At 59.6% G+C, this 20,337-nt stretch carries 9 protein-coding genes and 2 pseudogenes; 5 read left to right on the top strand and 6 right to left on the bottom strand.

The features are described 5' to 3' along the window. Nucleotides 1–27 precede the first annotated feature (27 nt). The 6 genes and pseudogenes from ACVW1B_RS03135 to ACVW1B_RS03110 all read right to left on the bottom strand — a co-directional run bounded on the left by ACVW1B_RS03135 (nucleotide 28) and on the right by ACVW1B_RS03110 (nucleotide 12,435). A pseudogene (locus ACVW1B_RS03135) lies at nucleotides 28–1,300 on the bottom strand (IS256 family transposase). Nucleotides 1,301–1,368: 68 nt separating this feature from the next. Continuing rightward, entirely contained in the window at nucleotides 1,369–1,641 is a 273-nt protein-coding gene (locus tag ACVW1B_RS03130; protein ID WP_069279871.1) for a hypothetical protein, read from the bottom strand. An 88-nt stretch (nucleotides 1,642–1,729) separates the two neighbouring features. After that, nucleotides 1,730–9,217 (bottom strand): shikimate kinase, encoded by a 7,488-nt coding sequence (locus ACVW1B_RS03125; RefSeq protein WP_253603392.1) that lies wholly within the window; start codon nucleotides 9,215–9,217, stop codon nucleotides 1,730–1,732. Nucleotides 9,218–10,559: 1,342 nt separating this feature from the next. Then, a pseudogene (locus ACVW1B_RS03120) lies at nucleotides 10,560–11,250 on the bottom strand (YopT-type cysteine protease domain-containing protein). 598 nt (nucleotides 11,251–11,848) lie between these two features. Continuing rightward, complete coding sequence (locus tag ACVW1B_RS03115; RefSeq protein WP_456794396.1) at nucleotides 11,849–12,283, bottom strand: DUF7694 domain-containing protein; 435 nt, start codon at nucleotides 12,281–12,283, stop codon at nucleotides 11,849–11,851. Next, nucleotides 12,265–12,435, bottom strand: coding sequence for a hypothetical protein (locus tag ACVW1B_RS03110; protein ID WP_253603399.1), 171 nt, complete (start codon nucleotides 12,433–12,435; stop codon nucleotides 12,265–12,267). The genes ACVW1B_RS03115 and ACVW1B_RS03110 overlap by 19 nt, the downstream gene beginning before the upstream one ends. Before the next feature lie 2,576 nt (nucleotides 12,436–15,011). Between ACVW1B_RS03110 and ACVW1B_RS03105 the strand changes: the two genes are divergently transcribed. From ACVW1B_RS03105 to ACVW1B_RS03085, 5 genes are all read left to right on the top strand, one after another. After that, complete coding sequence (locus ACVW1B_RS03105) at nucleotides 15,012–15,311, top strand: hypothetical protein (protein WP_245313956.1); 300 nt, start codon at nucleotides 15,012–15,014, stop codon at nucleotides 15,309–15,311. 503 nt (nucleotides 15,312–15,814) lie between these two features. Continuing rightward, the gene (gene trpD, locus ACVW1B_RS03100) at nucleotides 15,815–16,825 is read left to right on the top strand and encodes an anthranilate phosphoribosyltransferase (protein ID WP_069278734.1); all 1,011 of its coding nucleotides are present in this window, start codon (nucleotides 15,815–15,817) and stop codon (nucleotides 16,823–16,825) included. A gap of 254 nt (nucleotides 16,826–17,079) precedes the next feature. Further along, the gene (locus ACVW1B_RS03095; protein ID WP_057016764.1) at nucleotides 17,080–17,265 is read left to right on the top strand and encodes a hypothetical protein; all 186 of its coding nucleotides are present in this window, start codon (nucleotides 17,080–17,082) and stop codon (nucleotides 17,263–17,265) included. A gap of 628 nt (nucleotides 17,266–17,893) precedes the next feature. Then, nucleotides 17,894–19,018, top strand: a complete 1,125-nt coding sequence (locus tag ACVW1B_RS03090; RefSeq protein ID WP_253587748.1) for a M20 family metallopeptidase — start codon at nucleotides 17,894–17,896, stop codon at nucleotides 19,016–19,018. A gap of 884 nt (nucleotides 19,019–19,902) precedes the next feature. Beyond that, the gene (locus tag ACVW1B_RS03085; RefSeq protein ID WP_141713529.1) at nucleotides 19,903–20,166 is read left to right on the top strand and encodes a hypothetical protein; all 264 of its coding nucleotides are present in this window, start codon (nucleotides 19,903–19,905) and stop codon (nucleotides 20,164–20,166) included. Nucleotides 20,167–20,337: the final 171 nt, after the last annotated feature.

Below are 20,337 nucleotides of genomic sequence, written 5' to 3'. Positions count from 1 at the left end.
GTCGGGCCGACGCTGCCGGAATGAATGTTACGCGGCCCTCGTGACGTGGGCAACGGGCTTGATCGTCATGCGATCGTAGTGAGCTTGAAGGGCCGCACGCAGAACCGACAATTGCTTATGCGCCTTCAATCGTCGAAAGCCCTTGTTGGCCTCGATCATGCCGGCCGCGACCCATCGCAAGGCCATACCGGCATCCCGCCAGCGTTTGACGTTGCGCGTGACGCGGCGAATGGTGCCCATCATGTTCTCGGCGATGTTGGTACAGGCGAGCGATCGACGAAGTTCCTTCGGCAGCTTCAACCGGACGACAGTCAGGATTTCGTCGAGGCCTTCGAGGATGCTGGCCGCGACGCCGGGCCATTGCTGGTCGAGTCGACGCGCGAGATTGCGGATCAATTTTTCAGCCTTGTCGGCGTCATCGAGCTCCCAGGCCTGGCGCAGCACCCGACGGGTGGCCGCATGATGCTGTTTCGGCAGGCGTTCCATGATGTTGCGCGCCTTGTGGATCTGGCAGCGCTGGATCGCAGCGGCCGAACCGAAGGTGCGGCGGATCGCCTTCGACAACGCTTTCGCGCCGTCGGCGATGAACAGTCTTGGCACCGTCGGGGCGAGCCCGCGCGAGACCAGGTTGTCCAGCAGGGCCTGAACCGTTGCGGCATTCTCGGTCGCCCCTTCCACCAGAGCCAGCGGATGCTTGTTGCCTTCGCCGTCAACCCCGATCGCGGCGACCAGCACGAGATCGTCGCCGAGATGCAGCCCGTCGATTTGGACCACCAGAAGGTCGAGCGCGGACAGATCGGTAGCCATGAAGTCGGCCAGCCGCGCCGCCGACAGCGCTACGAACCTCCGCGAGGCCGCCGACTTCGAAACCCCCGATCCGGGCGGTGCCGGCACGTCACCCTCGGGCAGCCGGACAGCGCGGCCGAACCGGCGCGTCGACACATTGATCAGCATCAGGTTCATCGCCCAGCGACCGAGCCAATCCTCCTGCGCCGCCGTTTCCCAGCTCGGGATCGTGACCTCGCGGCCGTCCACGCCCCGGACCCGCGGACGCTCGACCTCGATCTTGCCGCCGTGGAAACCGATTCGTCCCCGCGTTCGGCCCCAACGGTGCGCCCGCCGCGCCGCGTCGCGACCGTGGCGGCCCGCAGGCCGCCGTGACATCCGCCTCCATCATCGTGCCGAGCGCCTCGATCCCTGCCGCAAGGCAGAACCGATCGAAGCTCGCTCGCACTTCCGCAAACGCGTCGTCCACAGCCCCGATCGCCGGCCAACCAGCCGGTGTGATATCTCTCGTCATGGCGTTGCTCTCCTTTGTGGAATCAGCACCCCGAGCCTACCGGCTCAAGGTGGTCAACGCCGACCTCTTCAGAAATTCAACAGAACCCGGGACATCCCCTTCTGGTCGTGGACAATCCCCATTGAGGTTTCCTGAAGGTCATTTCGCTGCCAGCAGATGACTTTGCTTGGGCTCAACCAGCCGCGTCTGCGCAGCAAGAAACTGATCATGCCTCGCAACTGCTCGTGCAGCAGAGCGTAGTCGGCCGCGATATCGTCAGCTGGCAAATCCGTGGCGCCGTCAACGAAGCCGGCATCGGCCAGGGCTCCCGGGTACAAACCCCGATTTGAAACGTTTGACATCACAAGTCGTGCGGTGTCGACGGAAATCGAGATCCAGCACTGCGATGGATTGTCTGACGGGAGCCGTAGCAGTCTATAGTGACGTGGATCATGGCATCTCCTCCATAACCGAGCCAGATTGCCCGGCGTCTAGCCCGCCACCGGCGCAAAGATAGCCGTGCAGCTCGCTAAGACAAGCATCCGCGCTCTTGAGTTCGCGCCGGTCCTGTGGGGCAATCGTGAGATTGGCGAGCTTATACACAGGATTGCGCTGCTCCATCAGCTTTGTGATCATCTCGTCCCGGTCTGCGGTTTGTATTTTCGGACGGTTGGTGTCGTGTCGCAGGTTGCGCCTGATCACGTCCTCGTTGGTATTAAGCCAGATCGAGACCGCCTTCTCGCCGACACGACGGCGGACTTCTTCGGACATGAAGGCTCCGCCACCGGTTGCGAGCACCAGCGGCCCCCGATCGAGCAGACGGCAGATCTCATTCGCCTCGAGATCCCTGAAATGCGCCTCGCCGTCCTCCGCGAAAATCCTGGTTATGGACTTGCCAGTCTTCGCCTCGATCTCTTTATCGGAGTCGACGAACGTCAGCCCCAGCTGCTTTGCGAGTGCAGGTCCCACAGTGGATTTCCCGGCCCCCATCATGCCAACGAGCACGATCGGGCGGTTGTCGAGGGCGCCAACAATCTCTGTAGCGCGTGCCGACCTCGCTGCGCGTGTCGGCCGGGTCACGTTCGACACACGAGCAGGGCGAGCGCTAACGCGATTGCCGGCTTCGGCTTCCCAATGGGGGATCTCTGCGGCACCCTCGGGGATGACAACCCTGTTGCACGCCCCTCGCACGCGCTCCAGGAGCTGCTCGGCTATAGACTCATCCGGGGGCTCTTCGCTCCCTCGCTGCAGCCGTCTGAGCTTCTGCAGCTCCTTGTACGTCTCATGATTGTCGAGCTTGGCCTTGTAGCTGTCTGCCGTGTGAAACTCGAGCTCAAAACGGTAACCGCCAGGCGTGCCGAACACTGTCTTGATGCCAGCGAAGGTCCGCGATCGCGTCCTGAACCAGTTAGTCGTGCTGACCTCGCTATACCCGCTCTCCTCGAACGCTAGAATGGCTTTCTTGAAGGCACGTGTAAAATCCCTGTCAGAGAATTCGAAGACGTGGCGTACAGCGTTGTTGAAAAGCTGGACGCCGGCCTCAGAGCTGGCCTGGATTCCGGTGAGCTCGTCTGTCATTGAGCTTGGCGATCTAAGACGCTTAGCCAAATGGGGCATCTTCACCTCGATGCCGGCCCCCTTAAGGGCTTCGGCAACCGCCTTTGCCGTCCGCGTGATGTCCTTCTCTTCGGCTTGAGCGCGGGAAACCTCCATTTGGGCGCGCTGTGCCGCCTCCTCGCGAGTCAACGTGATTGTGGTTGCGACATCTTCGGTAGCAAGCGTTAGATCCGAGGATTCGCGCAGAATCCCCCGCTCGGCAGCGAGCTTGATCGAGGCTTGCATGATCGAAGCCGCCAGCGTCGGATTGTCCTTGAGATCCTCCAAGGCCGCATCGACATCGAAACGACCTTGGTTGAGGGTAGCCGCCAAGCTCTTGGTGTATGGAGCCGACTTCAACCCGGGTGTCTCTTGCAACAGGCGCTGAAGCTGCCTGCTCTTGATCATAAAGGCGTAAGCGCCAGTGTCGGATTTGTAGGCGTCAGTTCCGACTTTGATGCCGATGCTCAGCAGGTTTTTTGCACTTTGCACGAGGTCGTGCGGCATGTAACCATCCGGTCGGGGCTCGATGCGCGTAGGGTAACGATCGACCAGAAGCTGGACGCGGTCCCGTGGGTGAGCCGTTGCCGGATAGGTCTCGGCAAGCGGCGGAAACAGCTCGCAAAGCTCTTGGCTCATTGCGAGCTGTCTCTCACTCGCAGTAGCGGCTGTTTCGGGCAGGAGTTCGGGCGGGACTTGCTGGTCGAGACCAGCCGCCCACGCCTCGAGTTCGGTGAGAAGCAACTCGGCCGTCTCGCGCGCGACGGGATGGTGTGCCAGCTCAATGTCGTGCCGCGCCTTCTCGAGCTTGTCCCGGACGTCGTGAGCACTAACCTGTTCCTGCTCCAGCAGGCCGCGAATGTCTCGCTTGAGCTCTCGGTCAATGCCTTCGTACATGCCGAATATGGCACGTTCGGCAAACCACTGCCGGGCTTCATCTGATTGAGCCAGAAAGCCTCGCTGCAGGCCGGTATAGGTTTCCAGAACGTTCCGCGTGGCGGCGAGAATCTGGCTGGCGCGACCGAAATTATAGCGACCGTCCTCAATCGCCGGGGTATGGGATTTTGGCGGCTTGAGCGAGCGGAGGCCGCTAGCTTGCTCCTCTTGGTCGAATTGCCTGACATGCTCGTAAAGCTGCGGCCGGTCGGCAATGATAATGGCCGTATCGCCATCGAAGTCGCCGTCGAGTTTTTTCTGTTCATCAGGCGGGATGGCAACCAGGGACCCCGGAGCGAAGATCTCAGTGGCCTGCAGGATCCCGATACAATCGAGCGCGCTGTCCGCCGTTACGCGGTCCTTGCCCTTGATCCAGCTCGAATGGCACTTGACGTCCTCGGCGGACATCACCAAGCCACGGTCGGCGAAGTCGGCCGGCCACATTTCATCCGGCACCACGATCAGAAGCCCCTTGGCGAAGAAAGTCGGATCATCGACTGCCAGCTTCTCCCCCGACTTCTGGGCGACGTTGAAGCTGTATTGTATGGTCACGCACTGATCGAGAAACGCCGCAGTCGGGTCCCCGTCCGCAGCTGACCTGACGCGATCGGGGGCGAACGGGCGGAGGTTGGGCTTGTCGTAGGGCGATCGCCCGATCAGCACGCCACCACCGGTCAATGTTTCGCTCTTGAGCCTCGGCACATGCAGACAGCCATCAGCGGATGGGACGGCGACGGCGCCCGGACCATTGATATTCGCGGCTGTTACGACGCGAAACAGCTCCTCCGACGTCAGCTCTTGCTTTACCCGACTCTCAAGCCAGCTCATCGCCTTCCGCCGGGCCTCATCCGCTACTTGCTCGCTGCGCGGATAATGTTGCAAGGCCGATGCTGGCAGGGATGCTCTCCTTCCCTCGGCAAAGGCCTGCACGCGGTCAGGACCTTCCTGCTCGCTGGCGCGGCAAACAGCTGGCATAAGCTTGGCCAGCGAGGCCCGGATGAAGCCGCAGCCGTCGTGCGGTCGCAATGCAATGGGTCCGGCCGCCCCCCTCAGCTGGAAGGGATGCTCCTCGTTGGCAGGGCGGTCAGGCAGCAGCGCCAGTTTGAAGGCGCCTTCCAGCGCGGAGTCGTGGGGTGATAGACCTTTGATCGCCGGCGGCGCCGCAAAGCCTCTGCGCTGAGTATAATAATAGGCCTCTTTGAAAGGGGCCCACGCGCGCGACAGCTGCTCGAATGCTGTACCCGGCCCGGTTTCGGCATAGGGAATCGCCAGCAGCTTTCCCCCCGAAAGCTTTGCTTGCTCGTCTGGGGCGCGGGTCGCAATTTGAGACACAGTTAATCGTGGCGGCTTTAACTTGCTGCCGCCGAACAAGTCAATCCGGTATGGAATACCGTTTACATTTACCGTACGCGCCAGCATGAAGGCGCTCGGGGGTGCCGGCAATTGTACCGCGACGACGGGCAGGGCCCCCGAAGTCAGGCGATGGAAAATCGAGTACCGCGTCTCCGGCTCCGTGGCCAACGGCCGCCCATGCATGTCCACGACCGGCAACTGCATCAGTCCCGCCTCACCTTGCGGAGACCTCGGAGCGTGGTCCATGGCTCGCAATACCTGGTGCACGTCGAACACCGACGGAGGACGTTGCGCCTGGATCGCCGCCGCATCCTGCTCCATGAATAAGTCCAGCGCATCCACTGGACTATCCGCCTCGATCTGCGCAATCAGATTCCAGCTCATGCTGGACAGATCGTCTTGAATCAGGTCGCGAGCGCTTGCCAGGATCTCTCTCGTGCCGCGCTGCAGCTCTTTCTGCCTGGCCCGTAAATTTGCCCCGTTGCCCTCGACATAGGGTGACCTGAACAATCTCTCCAGCGCCGCACGGGCCTTGAGCGTCTGATAGATCGATAAAGCGGGGCTCCGGCTCGCAAGGGGCCCACGGCTCCGCTCCGCATCGCCCGCGTTCAGATGCGCCTTGATCTTTTGCTCGAGCACGGGCTGAAGGTCGTTGAGCACGTTGAGGGCCTGCCTGCGGTGCCAGCGCAGTGGCTTCTCTGGGCTGCGCGCGAGCGGCAGCAGAGCAGCACTCAGATTACCCATAGTTTCAAGGTTGTTCTCGGCGGAAAAACCAGGAGCTGAACGCAATTCAGAGAGCCGACTCAAGCCTGTCGGCGCGAGCAAACCGAGATCATCGAATAGGCCAACCTTACCCAGCGCCTTGAAAATGTTCGTGATGCTCAGAACCTCAGCCTTCAACAGGCGATCATTATCATAGTGCAGGTAGTGGGCGAGCTTGTGTAACCGATCCTTCGGCAGAGCAGCATCCGTAATCTCCCCACTCTCCTCCGCCCTCATGATCGTTCGGGACAGAGCGTTGGCGAGCATCGCCAGCTCAGGCGTGGTGAACACACTAAATCGCTGCGCTCCAGCTCCCAATTCGCGCGCGATGTCCATGGTGGACTGACAGCATATCGGCTCCCCAGGCCACTTGCTGAAGCCGTTCAGAAGGTTCGCCACTGCCTGCGGAGAGAAATTGGAGAGCTGATGCTGACGGGTTTCCTGGGCGATTGCCATTGTTGCTTTGAGACAATCCTCACTCTCCGGCCATTTGCTGAAGCCGTTCACCAGGTTCGCAAAGTTCTGACGATTGAAATCGGAGAGTGCAAACTCATCGCGCGCGCCGCGGCGGAGGACCTCACCCGCAATGGCAAACGCAGCCTTGCGACAGTCCGGCGCCTCCGGCCACTTGCTGAAGCCGTTCACCAGGTTCGTCAATCCCTGGGGGGTAAAATCAGAGAGTTCGGCGCGGCGAAGGACCTCATGCGCGATCGCGCAGGTCGCGCCGCGACAGTCCGGCGCGTCCGGCCACTTGCTGAACCCGTTCACTAGGTTTGCCAGTGCCTGCGGGGCAAAATCGAAGAGTTCGGCGCGAAGGACCTCACGCGCGATCGCAAACGTGGCCTCGGGACAGTCCGGCGCGTCCGGCCATTTGCTGAAGCCGTTCACAAGCATCGCCAAGTGCTGGTCGCTAAAATGCCGGGCACCGCGACGAAGGATCTCACCCGCGATCGCAAACGTGGCGCCGCGGCAGGCCGACGCATCCGGCCATTTGCTGAAGCCGTTCACCAGGTGCGCAAAGTCCCGATGATTGAAACCAGAGAGTGCGAACTCACCGCGCGCGCCGCGGTGAACGACCTCACCCCCGATCGCAACCGTAGCGTCGCCACAGTCCGGCGCGTCAGGCCACTTGCTGAAGCCGTTCACCAGGTTCGCAAGCTCCTGCGGAGTAAAATGAGAGAGCTGGGTGCCGCGGCGAAGGACCTCATGTGCGATCGCAGACGCGGCCTCGCGGCAGTCCCGCGCGTCCGGCCACTTGCTGAAACCGTTTACCAGATTAGCGAGGTGCTGGTGGGAAAAATGGGAGAGTTCGGCACGGCGAAGCAGCTCACCCGCGATCGCAAACGTCGCCGCGCGACATTCCGGCGCGTCCGGCCACTTGCCGAAGCCATTCACCAGGTTCCCCAGCTCCTGCGGAATAAACTGAGAGAGCCGGGCGCTGCGGCGAAGGACCTCACCCGCGATCGCAACCGTGGCGCCGCGACAGTCCGGCGCATCCGCCCACTTGCTGAGCCCGTTCACCAGGTTAGCCAGTTCCTGGTAGGTGAATTCAGAGAGCCGGACATGGCGGTCGCGGCGAAGGACCTCGCCCGCGATCGCAAACGTGGCGTCGCGCGTATCCGCCTCGTCCGGCCACTTGCTAAAGCCGTTCACCAGGTTGGCCACTTGCTGGTGAGTGAGTTTAGAGAGCGAGGCATAACGGTCGCGGCGAAGGACCTCACCCGCGATCGCAAGCGTAGCGTCACGACAGTCACGCGCGTCCGGCCATTTGCTGAAGCCGTTCACAAGCATCGCCAAGTGCTGGCTCTCAAAATGCCGGGCGCCGCGGCACAGGACCTCGCCCGCGATCGCAAGCGTAGCGTCACGACAGTCACGCGCGTCCGGCCATTTGCTGAAGCCGTTCACAAGCATCGCCAAGTGTTGGCTCTCAAAATGCCGGGCGCCGCGGCGCCGGACCTCGCCCGCGATTGCAAGCGTAGCGTCACGACAGTCCCGCGCGTCCGGCCATTTGCTGAAGCCGTTCACCAGGTTAGCCAGATTCTGGTGATTGAATTCCGAGAGCCGAGCACGGCGGTCGCGGCGGAGCACCTCACTCGCGATCGCCAATGTGGCCTCGCGCGGGTCCGCCTCGTCCGGCCACTTGCTAAAGCCGCTTACCAGAATCGCCAGTGTCTGCGGCTCAAAGCCGGACAAAGTGAACTCACGGCGGCGAAGAACCTCAGACGCGATCGCAAACGTGCCGTCGCGACAGTCTGGCGCGTCCGGCCATCTGCTGAACCCGTTCACAAGCATCGCCAAATGTTTCTGCTCAAAATCAGAGAGCTCGCTGTTGCGGCCGGCACGACGGACCACGCGAGCGATAGCTTCCGTGCCCTCACGAGTGCCCGCCTCCTGCGTCCACTTGCTGAAACCGTTCACCAACAGCGAGAGATTTTGGTCACTCGCCCCGGCAAGTACCTTGGGTTCATCGCGACAAAACTCAGCGATTCTGATGACTCCATTGCGGCATGTCTTCGACTGCTGTTGCCGACCGAATGATGTCGCGAACAGCGCAAGAGCAGCGGGCTTGAGTTCGCGCATTAATGTATTGGAAAGCTGCGACACCCGAGATGCCACCGCCTTGCAAGCTTCAAGGCCTTCCTGACCGCCAGCCTCGCGAGTCACAGCGTTGCATGCCGTGGCGTGGCCGAAGGATTCCCTGCGGCGGATATCGTCCTCGAAGTGGGTAACAAATTGGCTTCTGAACTGGGCGGCAGCCTTTTGCATAAAGGCCGCATGGATCTTCTTGTCCGCCCGCTGCAGCCGCTTGTCGTTTTCCACCACTGCACGTGAGAATTGGGCAATGTCGCGAGCGAAATAAATGGCGTCCAGAGCGGCGTTACATTGCTGTTCTGAAATCGCGGCTTGCCTGCCCTGCGGGGCGACATAATCCAGGCGCCGCCGCTTTGGCGCTGCCTCCAGGTCCGATATAGATTGCCCGTGCGAGGAAGAGGCACCTCGTGAACTCCCGGGCTGTTCGGCACGGCGGCTCTCGGCACCGGAACGCGACGCACTTTCTTCCCAATTTGGCGCGCCGCGATGCGCCAAATACCGCAAAGCTGGCTCGTCGACATGCGTATTCACGGAAGGATCGGTTGACGTGCGGCGTCGGGCATCGCTGGCCGAAGTCGGCGTTCGGGCCGAGCCCGCAGTCAGGTCCTGATTTTCAGAGCGCAAGCCCTGTAAGACAGAACTGAACTTCGAGCGATCGTTTCCGCCGCCAAGATCTGCTTCAGGGCTGGACCAGTCCATCTCTGATCCGCGGGCTTCCTTCGCTCTCCAGTCGGCTCTCGTCAAAATCAATCTCCCATGCGAGCTAGAATGCGCCGATTCCGACGGTGGCATAGAGGCCTGCGGCGTCGGCCCCAACGACTTTTGCTTCAGAGCGGAGCCCCTTGGCCGCGTTGACAGGACGTCACTCGCCACTAACCTGACGTGCGAGTCAGCTTTGTACGATTGTGCGCTCTAGCGCCGAAGATATGCCCTGGACCTGACGGAAATCTGATTAGCGTACAGCCGACTCGGGATTCATCGGAGTAGTTTCGTTGGATTGGTTAAGCCGGATGAGAGTGGTCATAGGCGGTTTGACTTGCGCATGCGCGACGCCATTAGGCTGGCCATCACCGGCTGGTGGTCTTCGACGAACGGGCATCAACCGTGTCCGCGCCATAAGTTGTTTCAGCAGACGAGCGTGTCAGGGCTTCGACGGCGTCAATCGGTGGATTCGGTCGGTCAGGATCGTCCGGCCTAGGTTCCGGGCGCCATTCACAGCGGACTCGCCGCTGATAGTCGGCTTGGTGACATCGGTTTTGGCGGCCACGATTTTGTGCCTCGCCCTCGAACTGTCACCCTGGCCGGCATCGTCGGTGTCAGGCAGGAGACCCAAGTGGCCCGGTCTCTCGACCATTCGGCCGGGAGCGGATTGAGAGCCGTGGCTGGAGACCCTGGGGATCCACCGCCGTCGATCTGGTTAAAATCCATACAGCTCTCCTTCTGTTTTGAGAACATAATCTCTTGCAGATCCGCCCGGCTTTTACTGCCACCAGTTCAGTCATAGGCCGCATCAATCGAGAGACGAGAGCCTATGCTAAGAGGCTTGGCTTTCGAAAAGCTGACGAGGGGGCAAGCCAAACGCACGCTGCAATTGTGGATCACGGCAAAGGTGACGCCGCAGATGCGCGCTTCCCGAAACGAAGTCCAGGCCGTTTGTGATTTCTCGAAGCCGAACACGCTTTCACACCAGAGGCCGTGGTGCCTGACAGTTCATCCCAAACGTGCCGGAGTGTCAGCATAGCAGCCAGGAACATTAGTAGTCCAAGGAATGCACGAGTTATCCGACGTCCGATATCTCGCGGCGAAGCAAACGGCTGGATGGGCTACCTATCGATGTCGGGCGGCCGCTATATCAACGTGCCTTCATCTTCGCGGCCGCCATGAGCTCCATTACAGCAAATTGTCGCATGCTAAAGGAGGACGCAGCTATCAGTGCGCCCCCCCACTTCAACGGGGCGCGGCCGCTCTCGATTCGGCTCGGTTCCGCGAAAACCGGGAAGGACACGGGCACGGTCGGAACGGCCGATTGAAAGCCCGATGCTCAGGTCATCCTTTGTGTGACGACCGTCGATATATCATGTCCATTCAGGTTGCTGTAGCGGTCGGCGAGGCTTTTGAACAGCTCACCCATTTGGTCCGACCGAACGGTAAACTCACCATAATTGGGATCAAAGAGCGTCGTCATTCCATTCGACGTGGACGTTGCCATAGTGTGTGCGCCACCTGCGGCGAACCGTAAGCCGAGTAAATAAATCGACGGGTCGGCGGTGACTTCGTTCACTATCTGGGCAATACGCGAAGATGAGCCAAACCTATATCGCGTCTGTTCGTCAGCTGGCTCCAAACCCGCTTCGCGCAGCATTGTGCTTTTTGCCTGAAGGTTGTGAGAACCTCCCGCCCTGTCGTTTCGCAACTCAGTCTTGATATCTTCATACCGCCGCTGCCGCACCGCCGCCGAGGCATGGTTTTCAGCGCCCGGGCGCAGCGCGCCCATTCGGGATGCAGGGCTGCTGTGCTGATTGCGGAGCCCACTCCGCTGCCAAACCGACGCAGATGCCGTTGACATTGGCCCCGGGCAATTCAGCCGTCCTGTATTGAAACAGGTGACGAATCGGCCTCCCCGGAGAGGACGGATTGGAATCTGAGGACAGAGAGGACGTGCTGGGGCTCGAGGAGCCCGGGCTGTAAACGTTTGCGTCTGAGGTATGAGGCCTGCTGCAGCAGAGTCCCATTCGGTCAGACAACTCCTCAGGCGGCAAGCTCTCTCGTTGCACGCACTCGGTAAGCGCTTGCGCAAAGCTACCAGTGTCAGCGGACTGATTTGATTCGTCGGCCTGATCAGAGCGTATCGATTGGCCACCAACTCGATTATACATGATGGTTCGCCTGTCTCTTCAGCGTACGTTTAGTCTAAAGCGAGTGCGGGGAGCTCACGCCCTGCCTACGAATGATATTGCTGCAAGCTGTCGACGAGCTGACGAACTGATAAGCTTTGGAAGAGCGTCGCACTCGAGCCCGATTATTCGGCGAGCCCACGCTTCAACCGCCGCTTCCGATTTCAGACGCAGGGCAGCGGCCGACAAGCACGCAGTTCTGGCCGGAGTGGTTGCCCCCGCTGAAAACAATCATCATCCCGCCCGCAATGGCACGGGCTGCTCCAGCACATGAAACATCTCTTGCGTCCACTTTATAGAGCACTCCCGCGTGGTGTGCGGATATCAGAGGCAAGACTTCCGCACTTGCGACTGGCGGAAAGCCCCGACATGTCCGCGGCCCCCTGCCTTCCGGCGATGCAGAACCAACCCAGCGGCACCGGCTCGGATCTTTTCTTCAGGAAATCGTTGTCCTCGTCATGCCGTTGCGCTCATTCGTGAGAACAATATTGCCGCTTCGGATGGCTCTAACCCGACGATGCCCACAAAGCTTGCTGGCGGCATCGGGATGTCCCGATGGATTGGTTTCCACAGATGCAGACAATAAGTTATTGACATATTGCGAATGCGGCGGATGCAATTGCATCACGCATTCTTCTTCGTTCCAAAATAGGTCCTTTACGAAGCACATCTCCTCCCAGTTTGGACAACGCCGCGGCGTCGAGACAGCGACGTGCTCCCAGCTAGGACGAACTAATCCACTGATTTTGAGCTCACACCCGCAAGGCCCCTGCACAAGAAACAGGCCATGAGGGCCCGATCCGGGCACACTGGCGAACCGGCCGTATTTTACCCGGCCGGCCTCCAGCTTCTCTATAATCTGCGCTCGCACGCCCCCTCCTTTGCTTCCCGGTTCGCCTTGAAGTCCACATAGATGACATTGTCCGGAAGCTGATGAACTGGCGCCAGCTCAGTCCGCAGCGCAGCATTCCAGAACCACTTTTCAGCGAACCATCTGCTGAGAAAGCCGCAGATGTTCATCATTACTTGCTCCCCTACTATCGGTTTTCGGATGAGAACCAGATGAATGCTCTCACGGACGCTGAATACGGGCCCTGCACGCTCCGCTCCATGCGACACAGCCTACAGATGGATTTCCAAGCTCATCGCAACCCGATGGGCGAGCCCGCCGAACAACTCCGTCACGAAGTCGAGCCGCCTCACGCGCGCCCACCGCCGAACAGAGCCTGCCTTAGCAACAGCACATCTGCCTTTGGGCCTCTGACTCCTCAAAAACAATCGTTCATTGGCTGCCCGTTCGGATCATCGGACGATCTGCTCGAACATATGAAGCGGTCCGATAGCGGCCCATCAACTCGTGGCCGATGAATCGATTGTCATCCTGGCAGCTCTTTATGATCGCCTCTGATGCTTGCTTGTTCATCTCATTACGGCTCGCAAACCACGTGGCCAACGCGTGACAATTCCAGGGCTGCGCCTCGGCGCCGTACTGCCATGTTGTACCCGATAGATCGCAGCACCCGCTTCTCGCCGCGTGTGAAACAGTGCCAATGCGTCATCTATGTGACGATGCTCGAGCCGTATGAGCGCTAAATCGGCCGAGCTCGCATTAGAGTAAGGACGACCGGCCACCGGAAATATTGGGGCTAATACCATCAAGTTCTTTCGAGCGCTTCTTCGTAAGGTAGCCGTCAGGGAAGATGACTAGTCCATCTCATCGACTCTCAACGTCGACCATCGCCGCTCCTTCAGACTATCAAGAGATGCAAATCCTAACGCACTGTCGCCAGTATAGCGCTGGTGGCGCATTCACTCTACCGGCTAATGTTTGATTTCAGGCATCGATGTCGCAAACTCTACTACAGGCAGATAATCCATTGCACCGGAGCCGACGGACATCATTTTTTCTGTGTCAAAAGAGGGCGCAACACCTCTCCGGTCATGGCATACTGATTGCTCTGGTGACGAGACACCAAATCAACAAGACGCGTTGTATCCAGGGCCAATTCACAACGCGACGTAGGTCTTGATTCGTAACGCCCCGCCTGAGCTGACGAAGCGCGATCCAAATAACCAAGCCGGATGCCTGTCACGCGGCAAACAGCTTCTCGATTCTCGATCCTTGAAAGAACACCGCGAACTCATGAATGACACGAGACTTCTAAAGAAACGCGATTCTTCGCGTGCCAGCGCGTCGTGTGGTGAATGATGCATTGGCGCACACCAAAGCAACCCATGACGAGGCAATACGTCGCTGATTTCGGCTCTTTGCAAGCGCAAAGGCGGTGGAACCTGTGGCCGCTGGTCGGGCTGCTCTTAAATGCGCTGCTCTGGGCCGGTATCTACTGGATCACTACAGCGCTCCTTTGAGCGAACGGACGCGATGCACTGGCGACAGTCACGATGAACGAGGTGGCGCACATGCGCTTCTCGAAGCCTTTTTGGGCCCGCACTGATCCAATCAGTGCGGGGGATGGAACAGACGCGCCCTCAGTTTGACAGTTGAACTCCGTTTTTAGGCAAGCTCCAGGGCGACACTTAGCGCAACTACCTCGCACCCCGTCGGGCCTTTCCGACGCAAACGTAATAGCGGACGCAAGAGGATGACATATCGGGATCGGCGAAACCGATGAGCCCATCAACATCCTGCCACGAGTCCATCAGTATCCTGCCTGGAGTGACGTCGGCTATTACCGACCAGATCCACAACTGCGGGCGGACAAGTGCTCTGCGAACCCACGCACACGAATGGCAACAAGAATCGGGCGATCGGTGTCCACTGTGTCGCGATTAGCAGATCCCACACAGCCACCTCGTCTCCCCCCGGGATCCCGACCCACGCTGTGCAGATCTGCGCATACTGCATACAAGCCAGCAACCGGCATTGCCCGGCGCTGAGCATCATCGCCCTCATAATGAATTGCGAGCCGATCGGCGGGACCGGTCGTCGAAGCGAAGTGAGTCCTCACAACTCTTAGTCGGGCCAACTATCGTCGGCGGTTCGGCGCGCTTGCCAGTCTTGGGCCCGCCGAGCGAGCTTGTCGTATTCCATCGCGATCTTAAGAAGCCTATCTCTGGGTCTTCCGTAAGCGAGTGCTTCCGCTTTCTTTCGCGTTGCTTCAGCTCGGCCCCGCCAGTGATCGGGTTCGTAGAGTTTGCTTTTCGGATTCATGGTGGTCAGCATGCAATCCGCAGATCAAGGAAATGCGACGCTAGAACTCCGTACAATTACGTAAGACCGAGGCGCACGGCCACGGCACAATCGACAGCAGCATCCCTGGTTATGCGCTGACACTCACGCCGTCCCGGCCTCACGCAAATCCCTCGTTCAGTGATACGACCTGCCATCTTCCAACCGAGACGCTCTCTCGTAGCGTCGGTGTAGATCATCCAGAACATCTTTAGCTGGCGCCCACTAAGAGGCTTGAACCGCACGCTGCGTCAGATTGTACGATCCTCGACAATTGGGACCGTCTTCGACAATCTAGCCGCTTCCTGACAGCGATGATTGCTCACCCGGCGCGTTCTCCCCGGTTAAAAGGTCTCCTTCGCCTGATGCAAGGACGACAATCGCAGCCTCACCGACTTGAAAGGATATCATGACTGAAAGCCAACGGATCGCTTTGGCCTCGCTCCTCAACGCTACCTACGGCGCGATCGCTCTTGCTGCCATATTGACAGCTGCAATTCCCGATCCCGTGCATGCGCGCGATCAAGCGCCGACTGAAAAGGAGAAGGAGGCTTGCATGGAGGACGCGTTCCGCCATTGCAGCAACCACATACCGGATCGCGTCGCCATCATTTCATGCCTCAGATCAAAGCAAGCGAGCCTCAGCCGGCAGTGTCGATATGTGGTGTCAGGTCGCGACAGCGGCACCAAAAGCAGCGATTCGAAGTGAGGATTGATAACTGAGCGGCATTTCCGTTAGCACACCGGTCGAACGGGATCTCCAGGCCACCCCAGCAATCTGAGAGCAAATGAGCGCGGCCGATCGTGAGTGGCACTTGCGCTCGCGGTTGACGGGGGCAGCGGCGTTTCGCCCGAGCAATCGCTCTCCGCGTTGCTATAGCTCAAACGATAGAACCCTATGCTAAGTCGAGGTACGCGTTTGATCCTCGGTTCGCGTTTAGACGGCCGCATTCTTGGACGCGTATTGAGTTCGTCGGCCGACGATTTCGCGTTGATACGACGCCGAATCGAGAACTTGACCCTCACGTAGCGTCAGGTTGTAGCGTCGCCGAGTGACCCACAGCTTCACTGCTCGTTTCATTCAATGAGGCGTCTGTTCCTCGCGAACGTGCCGCTGCCGCAAAGCCGCCGCCACCGATGACATGCCTCCTCAACGAAAGTCCCGGTCGAGCGCGAGCGCCTGAGGTCTGGACAGGAATCGTGTAAAGTTCGATGGAAGCGCTCAAATCGATTATTGGCAAAGTTGCTAGCGGCGCCACTCTGAGTCGGGAGGAGTCCGCGTTCGCATTCGACGGTGTGATGTCGGGTCGCGCAAGCCCCTCGCAGATCGGCGGCTTACTGATGGGCTTGAGGGTCCGCGGCGAAACAGTCGAAGAAATCACCGGCGCGGCCTCCGCAATGCGGAAGAGAATGCCGTCCGTCGAGGCAGGATGCGACCCCATTTATATCGCCAGCACGAACGACACCTCTTTGTGTGCGGTCAACGTGTGGACCTGCGCCTCCTTCATCGTCGCGGGAGCGGGCGTTGCTGTCGCAAAGCATACCAACTGCGCTGCGTCTCTAGGTTCGGGCAATACTGCAGACGTCCTCGCGCGCATCGGCGTGAAGATCGATCTTGAGCCTGACGCCGTTATGCGTTGCGTGCGCGATGCCGGCATCGGCTTCACGTTTGCATCGGCCCACTATCCGGCAATGCAGCGCGTAGCCCAGATCCGAACCGCGCTTGGCACCCACACTATCTTCAACCTCATTGGCCCTCTGTCGAATCCGGCCAGGCTTAAGCGTCAGGTTGTTGGGGTCTGCTCTCGTGAATGGGTACAGCCTCTGGCGTACGTGTTGAAAAATCTTGGCGCCGAGTCGGTGTGGGTGGTTCATGGTTCCGGTGGACTCGATGACATAACCCTCGCCGAGCCGACCTTTGTTTCCGCGCTTGAGGCGGGTACAGTCCGCACCTTCGAAGTGAGGCCGGAGGAGGCCGGATTCCCTCGCGGCCTTAGCAAGGCACTGGATAGCGGCGATCCCGACAACCTCGCGCTGCAAAGCATACTCGATGGCGCACCAGGTCGAATTCGCGACGCCTCACTTTTTACGGCTGCGACTGCATTGATCGTGGCCGGCCGGGCTTCGACGCTGCAGGAAGGCGTAGCGATTGGGCGAGAATCGCTTGATCGCGGCGCAGCAGCCGCTCGACTTAAGCACCTGATTGCGGTTTCCAACGCGTGACCGCTGAGTCTGTCGATGTTCCAATCCTCCGACCAAGGACGACATGCACAAACGTCAGAGATCGCAACCGCTAACGTGCGTCCCTTCCGCGCGGTTCGAACAGCATGCGGCGCCTGCCCGCCAAATTATCGCAATTCCCGTCAAGTATCATGGCGTGAGAGGTACCCTTCCGCTTTGGCGAAGGAGCCAGCTGCAACACGTCGTTGCGTTCGGGCCGCATCAAAGTGCGCGCTGCGCCTCAAAGGAGATAATCGATGACGGCCCCGCAGGACATGGAAGCGCTCGGCTCCATAGCACTGATCGAACACATCATTCGAAAATTTCGGGAACTGATTGACACAGATAGTTCAATTCCGTCGGAGCTGCGGGGCGCGCTACACGCTACGCTCGACGAGCATCTTCTTGATGCAAAGAAGCGTGTCCTCTTAAAGACACATTAGCATCAGGCTGCGACCAGAGGCGAAGAGCATCAGCACGGCGCCGACAACCGGATCATCCGCATGCGCTCGCGGGAACATCCGGCCGCAATCGCCTCGCCGATTCATGAGCGATGGGCAGGCTCTTTGCCGGACAGATCGGCGCGTTTTCTCGTTGGTCGCCCCTTCAAGACAGGTGGCGGCAGCTCTCATTTCGGCCTGCTATGGCTACGCCCCGCGCGATACCGTCCCGCGCGTCACCCTGGTGGCTGACGCTGTTGAGCAGTAGCGGATCTCCATGTGTGTTCGCTTCGGACGCACAGTTCCGACATCGTGCATCAATGTCGAACGCGCCCGCAAGCACGCGGATTGACGCTATGGAAATGTAATTTTCGCAAGTATCGAAAATAGCAACAGCCACTATTCGCCCCAAAAGCGCCAGCCCACGACAATCCCTCAAGACTATTGCTTCAACACCTACCAGCTCTGGTAGCTCCGTTATGGGGAGCCGCGTAGCATCATCCACTGCGGCAACATCAAGCCCAGAGGGACATCCGACTTCCTACGGCTGCGCCCTGACGGGCGTTCACGCTGGATCCTGGCGCAATTGAGTGGAACAAGTGATGTACGTCGCATTGGAAGGCATCAGATAATGTCCAGCAACCCGTTCGAAGCAGCGATGATACTCGACGGCATCCGCCGCTGGGTCGAGGTCGAATCTCCGACGGAGCGGCCGGATCAGGTCAACAAACTTGCTGATCTCGTGGCGGAGGGCTATCGCGACTTGTCGGCTTCCGTTGAGCGCGTTGCGGGACGTGACGATCGAGGCGATCATTTGATCGCGCGTTCGTCCTGGGGCCAGGGCGTGCCAGGCATCCTGGTGCTGAGTCATCTCGACACCGTTCACCCGATGGGATTCATAAAGCGCCTGCCGTTCAAGGTCGAGGGCGATAAGGCATTTGGGCCCGGTATTTACGACATGAAGGGCGGCGCATATCTCGCTTACCATGCATTTCGGCAGATTTGCGCCGATGATGTTCGCCCGCCGCTGGGCATCACCCACATCTACGTATCCGACGAAGAGATCGGCAGCCCGACTTCGCGGGCGTTAATCGAGGCAGAAGGCCGCAAGGCCAAATATGTGCTCGTGACCGAGCCCGCGCGCGACGGCGGCAAGATCGTCACGGGCCGCAAGGGCATCGCCCGCTTCGACGTCTTTATCAGAGGCACGCCGGCCCACGCCGGCGCGCGTCCTGAAGATGGCTGCAGCGCAATCCGCGAACTCGGCAATGTGATCCAGGCTCTTGAGACGATGAACGATCTTCAGCGCGGGATCACAGTCAACGTCGGTGTGGTCCGCGGCGGCACCAGGCCGAACGTAATCCCCGAGGACGCTTATGCGGAAGTCGACATGCGGGTGCCGACCTTGGCTGACGCCCACAAGTTGGTACCGACGATCCTCGGCATTAAGTCGCGCACCAAGGGCGTCACGGTGAAGATCACGGGCGAGTTGAACCGCCCGCCCTATGAGAAGAGCAGCGCCGGCGCGGCGCTTTATCAGCACGCCAAGGAAATCGCCACCGAGCTCGGCTTCAAGCTGCACGACGTCTTTAGCGGCGGCGGCTCGGACGGCAATTTCACCGCGGCCCATACGGCGACCCTGGACGGCCTGGGTGTCGACGGCAAGGGTGCCCACACGCATTACGAGCAGCTTTACATCTCGTCGATTGAGCCGCGTGCCCGGCTCCTCTATCGCCTCTATCAGACGCTTCAATGATCTCGACCGGCGGGAATTGCGACGCCTACGGACAAAGAGCTGCCCTACTATCAGGCGCACGTTATCATACACTTCCGCCGGAAATCGGCATCGTCTCGCCGGCGCGGGACGGATGCGACTGAATCATCCAATGATAGTGCAACGGTCAGACCGAAATCCGTTGCGGCGCTGACGGGAGCCTTGGATCGCGAAAGCATGGACCCTGCAAGGGCGCTTATCGGCTGCGAACATATGCGGCGACTTTCTGATGCAGATCGCGGTGCAGAATACGCTCGAGGCCGTAGCATTCCGCACTAACCTCAGAGTATTGGCGGACTAATGCTGGCAAGCAAAAGGGCTTGAATCAGACGTAACGTTAAGTTGTACGATCTCGAAACTGGCACGAGGTCTCTTCTGCCGCCGGGATTGTGAAGGATTGCGAATGTCTGGCTTGATGAGAACCAAGTCACAGTGGTTGATCATGATCCCCATCTCAAAGAGCCAAGCGGCTGAGACAGCTGTGCAGCGAGGCCTGATCGCGTCGCGACGTCTCGCAGGCAGTCGCAGATGGCCCGGTATTCCAGAAGTGGTACTAACGGGCTGTCTCAGGCTGCCCAATCTGAGGACTCGTGAAATCAGAGGCGATCAACCTAAACCTCGCTGCCGACTTCTTGCAGGGGACCGTTGCCTCCCAAATCTCAAGACTGACGGCCGGCCACAGTACCAAAGGCAGTCAAGAAGCAGCTTTTCGCTCCATCCACGCCAGCTTCCCGCGCTGGCACGGCGTCCGCACGCACGAGAGCCCATGCGGCGGCAAGGATTTTCAAGAGATTTGAGCTGCAAGCGTCGTTCGGTCTGACCGCTGCGACTTCGGAAGAGATTGCCTGGTATTCTGGAGCAGCAAGTTGAAAGAGCCTGACGGCGCCAAGCAGGTCCTGCTAGTTGACCATATTGAAGGCCAATGCCGGGCCATTGTCGGCTTCAAAGATGACGATCCAAGATCGGCATACATGTGCGGCGAGCCAGTTTATCAAAGACCAGGCAAGAAGCAGTCATCGTGGTGCGCCTATCATTACGGACAGATGCACGCGACTGCCGTCGATCGGCACGGGGTGACTGATCGAGTGGGCGACATACCTAAACCGGTATCGATTGCTCGTAACCCATGACAGCCATTAAGACCCCCGCTGTTCTGCAGAGGCCGCGCGCTAATAGCCAGGGTCAGTCAGCCCGGAATGACGCGATCGAGACCTGTTCGATGCAATGCCGAGCTTCGGTTCAATTGCATCGGGAGAAACATTTAAGCAGACAATCATTAGGATCGCGGCACATTGGTTCAA

The sequence above is a fragment of the Bradyrhizobium sp. USDA 4502 genome (assembly GCF_054063355.1).
This window is presented reverse-complemented; position numbering and strand designations above follow the sequence as displayed.